This is a genomic window from Streptantibioticus parmotrematis (assembly GCF_019890615.1).
GTDB classification, from domain to species: domain Bacteria; phylum Actinomycetota; class Actinomycetes; order Streptomycetales; family Streptomycetaceae; genus Streptantibioticus_D; species Streptantibioticus_D parmotrematis.
Genome location: NZ_JAINVZ010000049.1, coordinates 1 through 8,329 on the forward strand (window position 1 = coordinate 1; position 8,329 = coordinate 8,329).

Consider the following 8,329-nt stretch of genomic DNA (forward strand, 5'->3'; position numbering starts at 1 on the left):
AGGGTGACCCCGGGCACCTATGTGACGATCCGGCGGCACGGGCTGCGACAGACCACGCTCGCCGACCTGGAGCTCTCCTACCAGATCGGCGATGCCGATCAGCTGTACGCCGAAGCAACTACCAAGATCGTCGCATATGACATCCATACAGGACGCCCCCGTCGACTCTCCGCCCCCGAACTCGCCTTTTTGGCAAGCTACTTGCGTCGATGACCACAAGGCGATCAGGCATGCCCACCATTTCGTAGAAGCGCAGCTACAAGATTCCTTGCAATCCGCCACGGCTGCGGGCTCCTGCGGTCGTCTAGGCAGTCGATCCGATGTTGAGCCTCATGTCGCCAATCAAGATGGGCTGCGGCGTGTTGCGGGGCATACGTGATCCAGCGGAGCACTCGCGTCGACCCCATCAGTTGGGCAGCTCCACGATGGAGGCAAGGGTGGTGAGGCTCTCCCACTCGTGCTCCAGAATCGCGTGGACGATGGAGTCGCGCCACGCGCCGCCCTTCTCGACGTGCCCGCGGATGCGGCCTTCCTCGACCATGCCGCCCTTGAGCATCATTTTGGCAGAGGCGGTGTTGAATGGTGAGCGGGCTCCCCAGACCCGGTGGAGCCCCAGCTCTTCGAAGCCGAGTCCGAGGAGGAGCTGGACGGTTTCGACGCCGTATCCGACTCCCCAGGCGGCTGAGCGCAGCGCGAAGCCGACGGTGGCCGCGCGCTGCTGGTGTGGGTCCAGCGCCAGGCGGCCGTACCCGACGGAGTTCGTCCGTGTCGCGTTCGACTACCGCCACCGCGTACTCGGTGCGTGGTGCCGTAGTCGCCGAGGCGATGGAGCGTGCGACGATCTGACCTACCTGGTCGCGCGAGCGCGGCTCGAAGCTGAGGTGCTCGGTCGCTTCCTCGCTTCCGTAGATCGCGAGGACGTCGTCCACGTCATCAATGGTGAGCTCGCGGAGTATCAGGCGCTGGCTGCGACGGCTTACCGGGTACATAGGACCGGATTTTACCCCTCGGTGTTACTGCGGAAGGGCTGGTCGGGACCGCTCGTACATCGCGATCTCCGCGCGCAGACCGCGGGCAACGACCGCGTCGCGCGCGGGGCCACGGGTGAGAGCAGCCCTGACGCGCTGGGCGGAGACGACGATGCCGTTGGTGCGAAGGCTCGGGGCCAGGTCGAGGACGGGGCGGATGGCTGCTGCGGCGCCGTCGACGTCGCCGGAGTAGAGGCGAACGAGCGAAAGGTTGCACTGCGAACCGGCCGCGTCGCCGTACGCCCACTCTGCGGCGCTTGGGTCGCTGAATGCACGGACGGCTTCTTCGGCCTGGGCGGCGATGTGTGCGTCGCCATGGCCCAAGAGGACCTCTGATTCGACGCTGAAGTAGAGCTGCTTGACCAGCGGGTAGGTGAGCAGACCGCCGAGCCCGTCCAAGTCATCGGGCACCACGCGCTCGCGCAGGTCTTCTGCCCTCTGATTCGCGGAGCGTACCGCTTCCTCGTCGCCGAGCAGCGCCGGCTGCCCAAGCTTCCAGCCCTGGCGGCCAAATGCCCACTGTGCCCTGCAGGTTGGCGCTTTCCGCCGTGCCCTGGCGTGCGTAGTGCAGGGCATCCTCGGGCCGGTTCGCCCAGTACGCGATGAGCGACTTAAGTCCGTCGACCAGGGCGATGAGCCCTTTGTGCTCGGCCTGCCGGGCGCAGAACCCGGCGGCCCTGGCCTGCGCCATAGCCACCTTGGAGTCGCCCATGTCGTGCGAGCCCTTCGCCATCAGGAACGACAACACCGTGGCCAGGAACAGCAGATCCCGGCCTTGCGACGGCCTCGTCCGACCGCTCTCCAGCAAGCGGAAAGCATCGTCTTGCGCCGTGGCGAGGTCCTGCCAGACCTCCGCGAGAGGAACCCGCGGATATTCCTCGGCAATCCGCTTCACCTCATCGCTCAGGTAGCCGATGGTTTCGTCGCCAACCAGCTCGCGTTCTGCCCCCAGAGCGAATTCCATTGCGCGCCGTGCGGCCATGGCACCCATCCTCCTCATCTCGTGCAGATCCATGCCGGTCTCGGCACGGTCTTCGGTGCCGGCGCGCTGAGCGCGGGGGCGACATTTGGGGTCGTTCCATCGGGCACCTCGCTCCACAGCTGCTCGATGCTGAAGCCGCCGAGCATCCGGACCAGCACCCGACGAGCGTCACGTTGGGGCTGGCGCTGACCGTAGTACCAGGCCTCGAACGTGGACCTGCCCGGAACCAGGGTCGCCAGGGACGGCTTGCCCTCGAACTCGGCCAGCTCCTGTGCCGCCTGCCGGAAATGCGGCAGGAAGGCTTCGTGGTCGCGCAACTCACGCTGGTCGAGCAGATAGCGGAGCAGCGTACGCATAACGCCCCCTCATCCCGTACGTCTCAGCACGTCACTACCCTTGACGGTAGAGCGCCCACCACGTCAACGTGCCCCGTTGGGAAAAGACTTACAGGAACCGAGGCAACTCCGAGGAAGACCCCGTGTTCATCGTCAATCCGGGCTCCAAGGCCGAGGTGGGTACGGGGGTGGATATGTCATCCAGGTATTGCCAGGCTCGTTGGAGCCCTCGCTGAGAGTGCCGAGCTGATCACTCCCTTGGAGTCAGATCGCCGCAGCTGGAGTCAGATCGCCGCAGCGCCGGCCGCCATCCTTGCCGCCCCCAGGAGATCTGTTCATGGAACCCGCGACCGAAGCCACAGACACCGGCACCGGGACACGCAGAGTGCCGAACGCTTCATTAACCCCACAGCTCACGGAAGTTCCCAAGGCAGACCTGCCTTGGGACGTCCCGAGACTCCAGCGGGCCGTCGTCCGGACGCACGCGTACGAGGCCCCCGAGCGACCATGGCATCAAGAACTCGGCGTCACCGAAGGCACCAGGCAGGCGCCCACTCCCGTGGGCTTCGATCCGGCCCGCGTCCGCCGGTACGTCCAGATCGCCAAGGGCATGACCAGCGGTCGTGTCGTCCCACGCCACGAGCAGGTGGAGGACGTGACCCGGACCCTCCGCGGATTCATCACCTCGATGGCTCCCTACGCCGAGGTCCGCGTGATGGCGCTGGAACCTGGAGGCGCGGAGTGGCGGCGGTGCCGAGAGGCGATCGAGCGGGCCCAACACCTGAGCGCTATCGTCGTTGTTGGGGAGCTGAGGGCGGCAACTGACCACGCGAACGTCCTCGCCGGCGCGGTTACGGACCTGCTCGCGCACGCGGAGCGATACGCGCAGGAGGCCTCTTCCGATGGGTAAGCATGACGTTCCCGGTCCGTTACTACGCCGCGTGAGCCGACGCTGGGACCAGATCCGGCGGAACTGGGGAGTGCTCAAACGGGTGGCCGTGATCTCGCTCCCCGCGCTCTACGGAATCGGTCTGCTGATTCAGGGCCTGTACCTATGACCCCGCGGCTCTGGGTGCAGTCGACCACCCCCTTCCCGCAATCGGGACCGCGGCCCAGCACCACCTGGAGGAGCCGTGCGCGCCAAGCAGGTCATCACCTTCGCGGCCTTCGCGACCGCGGTGCTGGTGCTGTTCGCTCCCGTCCTCCTTCAATCCCATTCGCTTACACGACCACCAAGGACGTACGACATGCGTCATCACGTTCCGCCGTGCCTGCCCGCCCAGGCACCCGTGACCACGGTCCACCCCGACTTCAAGCAGGCCGTCGCATCGTTTTCGGACCTTCGTCGTGCGTTGCGGAACGCGGGTATCAGCTGTCTCGAACCGGCGGTGGACGACGAGGTGCCGGGTGGCCGCCCGGTCGTGCACATCAAGTACCTGGACGGTGGTGATGCCGCCCTGTTGGCCGCACTACTGCGCGCAGGATCGAATCCGGGGTCTGAGACAGCCCTGCCTGCACAGCCCTTCTTGGAGTCCATGGCCTACGAGCAGACCGTCGCCGCGCGCAACGACCTCCACAGCTTGCTCTCCGAGACAGGCATCAGCGGGCTGACACAGGTAGAGCAACACTCCCGCAGCGGGCTTTAAGAGCGAAGGACTCGTCGTCGCGCCCCCGCTGATCTCGACGGACGAGGACATCGAGTTCCTGATCACGGCCCTATCCGGCGCGCTGGCCACCTTGAGCTGACCGGCGGCCCGGACAGCGACCGCTGTCCAGACCATCCCCGTCCCGCCGACCCGAACACCCCAACGAACCAATGTGCGACCCGAATTGGGACCCGCGCACCAACCGATAGCGTCTGCGTGGCACACCGCGTCCGGTGTGCCACCCGAGCAGACAGGGACGACCTGCAATGCGTGTTTCCGTGATCGGCTGCGGTTACCTCGGCATCCCGCACGCGGCGGCGATGACCGAGCTGGGCCACGAGGTCATCGGCATGGACCTCGACTAAGCCAAGGTCGACCGGCTCAACGCCGGCGAGTGCCCCATCTACGAGACCGGCCTGCCGGAACTACTCATCCGCCACACCCAAAAGGGACGCCTGCGCTTCACCACCGACATTCGCCAGGCCGCCGAATCCGCCGAGCTGCACTTCATCGGTGTCGGCACCCCCATCGACGCCGACGGCCGCTCCTACGACACCGCACAGGTCTTCGGCGCGATTCGTCAGCTTGCCCCCACCTCGACCGGGCGTGCACGATCGTCGGGAAGTCCACCGTCACCGTCGGCACCACCCGCAAGGTCACCGCCCTCGCCCAGCGCCTGGCCCCCGCCGGCGACCAGGTCGACGTCGTGTGGAACCCGGAGTTCCTGCGCGAGGGCCACGCCGTCGAGGACACCCTTCGCCCGGACCGGCTCATCGCCAGCGTCACCACTGCGGAGGGCGAGAAGGCGATCCGGGCCGTGTACGCCGGGATCATCGACGCCGGCGTGCCGATCTTCGTCACCGACTCCCAGACTGCCGAGCTGGCCAAGGGCGCCGCGAACACCTTCCTCGGTCTGAAGATCAGCTACATCAACGCCGTCGCCGACATGTGCGAGGCAGCGGGCGGCGACATCGCCCAGATCGTGGACATCCTGGACATCGACCCCCGGACCGGTGCCAGCGGCATGCGCCCGGGCATTGGCTACGGCGGCGGCTGCTTCCCCAAGGACGTCCGTGCCTTCACCGCCTCCGCCCAGCAGCTCGGCGCCGACCGGACCGCCGCTCCCCTTCGCGCCGCCGAGGTGATCAACGAGAACCGCACTGACGTCGCCCTCGGTCTCATCACCCGCGCTCTGGGCGAGCGCCCCATCAAGGGCAGCCGGGTCACCGTGTGGGGTGCAGCGTTCAAGCCCGGTACCAATGACGTGCGCGAGTCCCCCGCCCTCGCCCTCTCCCTCCAGCAGACCGGTGCCATCGTCACCGTTCACGACCCACAGGCCGTCTCCACGGCGATGGTCCGCAACCCGGAGCTGGACTACACCGGCGACGTGCCCGCCTCCCTCGGTGGCGCCAACCTCGTGGTCCTGGCCACCGATTGGCCCGAGTACCGGCAGGCCGACGCCCAGGCCCTGGTTCGTCATCCGGCCAACCCCCTGCTCGTCGACTGCCGTACCACCCTCGACCCCGAGCCCTGGCGCTCGGCGGGCTGGACCGTCCACCAGCTCGGCCGTCCGGGAAAGTAGTACCGGCGCGCCATGGCCAGCGATGACGTCCTCCTCCGCCGTGCCCGCGCCGCCGACGCCCGTGCCGCTGCCGACGTGTGGCTGCGCTCCTATGCCGTCGCCTTGCCGAGCGTGCGCTGTGCGCATGACGACGCCGATGTACGGGACTGGTTCGCTCGCGTGCTCATCCCGCGGTACGAGACCTGGGTCACGGTCACAGGCAACACCATGGTCGGGGTCCTCGTGCTCAACGGCCACGAGGTGAAGCAGATCTACCTCGCACCAGAATGGCGCGGGCGGGGCATCGGCGACCGCTTCATCGCCCTGGCCAAGCAGCAGCACCCGGACGGCCTGTCACTGTGGACCTTCCAGGTGAACGGCCCGGCCCGGCGCTTCTACCAGCGACACGGCTTCACCGAGGCCGAACGCACCGACGGGCAGCGCAACGACGAACGCGAACCGGACATCCGCTACGTCTGGCGACCACAGACGTAGGCTCCGGTCGGCGCAAGGCGGTCACCCGAACACCCGGATGGCCGCCTTCGCTGTGGGGCCCGTGGGACTACCGTCTACGCACATGACAATCCTGATCGTCGGCGGCAGCGGCTTCCTGGGGTCCGAACTGGTCCGGCAGGCGACAACGGCGGGGCAGCCGACAGTGACCACGTACGCGACCGCGCCCGGTGCCGCCTCCCCGACTGCGTGGTGTCACCTCGACCTGCGGGACGCCACAAGTCTGGACGCCACGATGGCCGAGGTGAACCCGAGCGTCGTCATCAACGCGTCGAGCGGCCGGGCTGACTGGGCGATCACAGCGGAAGGCCCACTCCAGCTTGCCATCGTGGCGGCGAAGCACGGAATCCGCATGGTCCACGTCTCCACTGACGCGGTCTTCTCCGGCATCGGCCGCGTCCACTACGACGAGTCCTGTCTCCCCGACCCCATCACCCCGTACGGTGCGGCCAAGGCCGCGGCGGAAACCGGCGTCCTCGCGGTGCACCCGAAGGCCGTCGTCGCCCGCACCTCGCTGATCATCGGCCACGGGCGCTCTGTGCACGAACGCCTGGTGCACCAACTCGCCGAAGGCACCGTCGACGGCGCCCTGTTCACCGACGACATCCGCTGCCCGGTCCATGTCTCGGACTTGGCTGCCGCGCTGCTGGAGCTGGCACTGAGCGACGCCGCCGGTATCCACCACGTCGCAGGGACCGACGCCCTCAGCCGCCACGAGCTCGGCGTCCTCATTGCCAAGCGAGCGTCTCAACGCCTCCCGTCTACCCACGGGCCTGCGAGCCGACAGCGCTGTCCCCGGCGCGCTCGGCGTACGCCTCGACAGCCAGACGACTCAGCGGTCCTTGCACACCCAACTGCGCGGCGCCCGCGAATTTCTACGCCTCCGCGAGGACGCACCAGGCGAAGGCTCCGCCTGACTCTGGCCACCGCCGCTGCGCAGGAGCAGTTCCGCACGCGAGGCGAGCGCCGCTTTCGATCTGGCTAGGCGCGCCTACGCGCAATCAAACATCATCACGCTTGGTGCTGCGGCTGCGAGTCGAAGATCCCGAGCACAGCGGCGCCATGACGGTGCTGATGGAAGGGACCATGATGATCCGCCGCGGTCGCCTTCGAGGAGGCTGGCGGACGGCCGGACCAATTCCGCCTCTTGCACGAGGGCATCGACGGGCGGCGGTGAAGGGCGGATACGCCGACACGTCGATTCATCCTGCCCGCGCACTCAGGTGGGTGAATGCGCTTACGGGAAGGGCGTCGTCTTCAGCAGCCAGTGTCTCCGTGGCTGCGGCTGGATCACCGAAGCGTATCGAGCAGCGGCGCTGTCCTCCGGGTGTCAGCGCTGTGTCCCCGGCGCCCACCGACGCGAAGCGGATCAGGACCTCAAAGCGGGCTCGGCGGGTCCCCGGGTTGCGTTGCGAAGAGGTCGCCCAGCTCGACGGCATCAGCTCCGAGTACTACCTGCGCCTGGAACAGGACCGCAACCTCAACCCCTCCGACCAGACCTTGGCCGCCATGGCCGGCGCATTCCAGCTCGACGAGGACGCCGTCGCCTACCCGCACCGCCTCGCCGCACGCTCATCGGCAGGACGGTGGCGTGGATAGTCGCGCGATGACCCCAGCGGCTATGGTGTTGAGGAGCCAGCCGATTCCGGGGGCGAGGACATCGTAGAGGACCACGGTCCGGTCGTCGTCGGCGGGTGGCTCGACGGGGAGTGCGCCGAGGGTGGTCCCCTCAACTGGCTGAAAGCCCCATGGATTTCCGGGTGATCCCCGCGCCTGCAGGGTTAGTCTCGAGCGTTGCGTGAAGCCCTTCAAGCTCGTCCATTCCGATCGCGACGTTGGCGACGATATCGCTCGTGGCCAGAGTGCTATGTCCTTCCCCTGCGACGAGTTCACCGCGGACCGGTGCGAGAGAGGCAGGTGGGCCGGAACACCGCCGTGCGGCGCGGGTCGTTGGGAGCGCGTCAGTGCAGCGTCAGGCTGCGATCGGCTATCGCGCATGTCGTCCTCCATATGATCTAGGCCAAGCTTTACTCTCGACAGCGATCTGGTTGAGAACTGAGACTTCGAGGACTGTTGCACCGCCTCTCAACAGCCCCGGCCGCGCCATCGCACTGCCTCGCCCACGTGATAGAACGCGGCGATCCCTGAGGGCCAGGCAACCCGGACGCCGCCCTTCGCCGGGCACTTGCTTGAAAGATCGTGGGGCTACAGCGCAGAAGCCAGCAGCTGTCCCTGATCGGGGGACACAGAGGCGGCCACAGTGT

The 8,329-nt window shown here is 67.5% G+C and carries 9 protein-coding genes and 3 pseudogenes; 7 read left to right on the top strand and 5 right to left on the bottom strand.

The window, feature by feature from the left end:
• Window positions 1–213, top strand: a pseudogene (locus tag K7472_RS32005) (hypothetical protein); the annotation flags it as partial.
• A gap of 193 nt (window positions 214–406) precedes the next feature.
• Here K7472_RS32005 and K7472_RS33610 read toward each other — a convergent pair.
• The 5 genes and pseudogenes from K7472_RS33610 to K7472_RS32020 form a co-directional block, all read right to left on the bottom strand.
• Entirely contained in the window at window positions 407–559 is a 153-nt protein-coding gene (locus K7472_RS33610) for a GNAT family protein (protein WP_308014181.1), read from the bottom strand.
• A 39-nt stretch (window positions 560–598) separates the two neighbouring features.
• Window positions 599–739, bottom strand: a pseudogene (locus tag K7472_RS33615) (GNAT family N-acetyltransferase); the annotation flags it as partial.
• Window positions 740–1,013: 274 nt separating this feature from the next.
• On the bottom strand, window positions 1,014–1,442 hold the full coding sequence (locus tag K7472_RS33130; RefSeq protein ID WP_252396589.1) for a hypothetical protein: 429 nt from the start codon (window positions 1,440–1,442) through the stop codon (window positions 1,014–1,016).
• Window positions 1,429–2,043 (bottom strand): hypothetical protein, encoded by a 615-nt coding sequence (locus K7472_RS33135; protein ID WP_252396590.1) that lies wholly within the window; start codon window positions 2,041–2,043, stop codon window positions 1,429–1,431. The genes K7472_RS33130 and K7472_RS33135 overlap by 14 nt, the downstream gene beginning before the upstream one ends.
• The gene (locus K7472_RS32020; RefSeq protein WP_222982752.1) at window positions 2,025–2,366 is read right to left on the bottom strand and encodes a hypothetical protein; all 342 of its coding nucleotides are present in this window, start codon (window positions 2,364–2,366) and stop codon (window positions 2,025–2,027) included. The genes K7472_RS33135 and K7472_RS32020 overlap by 19 nt, the downstream gene beginning before the upstream one ends.
• A gap of 316 nt (window positions 2,367–2,682) precedes the next feature.
• Between K7472_RS32020 and K7472_RS32025 the strand changes: the two genes are divergently transcribed.
• The 6 genes and pseudogenes from K7472_RS32025 (at window position 2,683) to K7472_RS32050 (ending at window position 7,664) form a co-directional block, all read left to right on the top strand.
• The gene (locus K7472_RS32025) at window positions 2,683–3,255 is read left to right on the top strand and encodes a DUF6415 family natural product biosynthesis protein (protein ID WP_222982753.1); all 573 of its coding nucleotides are present in this window, start codon (window positions 2,683–2,685) and stop codon (window positions 3,253–3,255) included.
• 223 nt (window positions 3,256–3,478) lie between these two features.
• Window positions 3,479–3,991: a hypothetical protein gene (locus K7472_RS32030; RefSeq protein WP_222982754.1), complete on the top strand. Its 513-nt coding sequence runs from the start codon at window positions 3,479–3,481 to the stop codon at window positions 3,989–3,991.
• A gap of 266 nt (window positions 3,992–4,257) precedes the next feature.
• Window positions 4,258–5,573, top strand: a pseudogene (locus K7472_RS32035) (UDP-glucose dehydrogenase family protein).
• Window positions 5,574–5,585: 12 nt separating this feature from the next.
• Window positions 5,586–6,047: a GNAT family N-acetyltransferase gene (locus K7472_RS32040; RefSeq protein WP_222982755.1), complete on the top strand. Its 462-nt coding sequence runs from the start codon at window positions 5,586–5,588 to the stop codon at window positions 6,045–6,047.
• 82 nt (window positions 6,048–6,129) lie between these two features.
• Complete coding sequence (locus tag K7472_RS32045) at window positions 6,130–7,050, top strand: SDR family oxidoreductase (RefSeq protein WP_252396591.1); 921 nt, start codon at window positions 6,130–6,132, stop codon at window positions 7,048–7,050.
• 419 nt (window positions 7,051–7,469) lie between these two features.
• Window positions 7,470–7,664 (top strand): helix-turn-helix domain-containing protein, encoded by a 195-nt coding sequence (locus K7472_RS32050; protein WP_372458156.1) that lies wholly within the window; start codon window positions 7,470–7,472, stop codon window positions 7,662–7,664.
• Window positions 7,665–8,329: the final 665 nt, after the last annotated feature.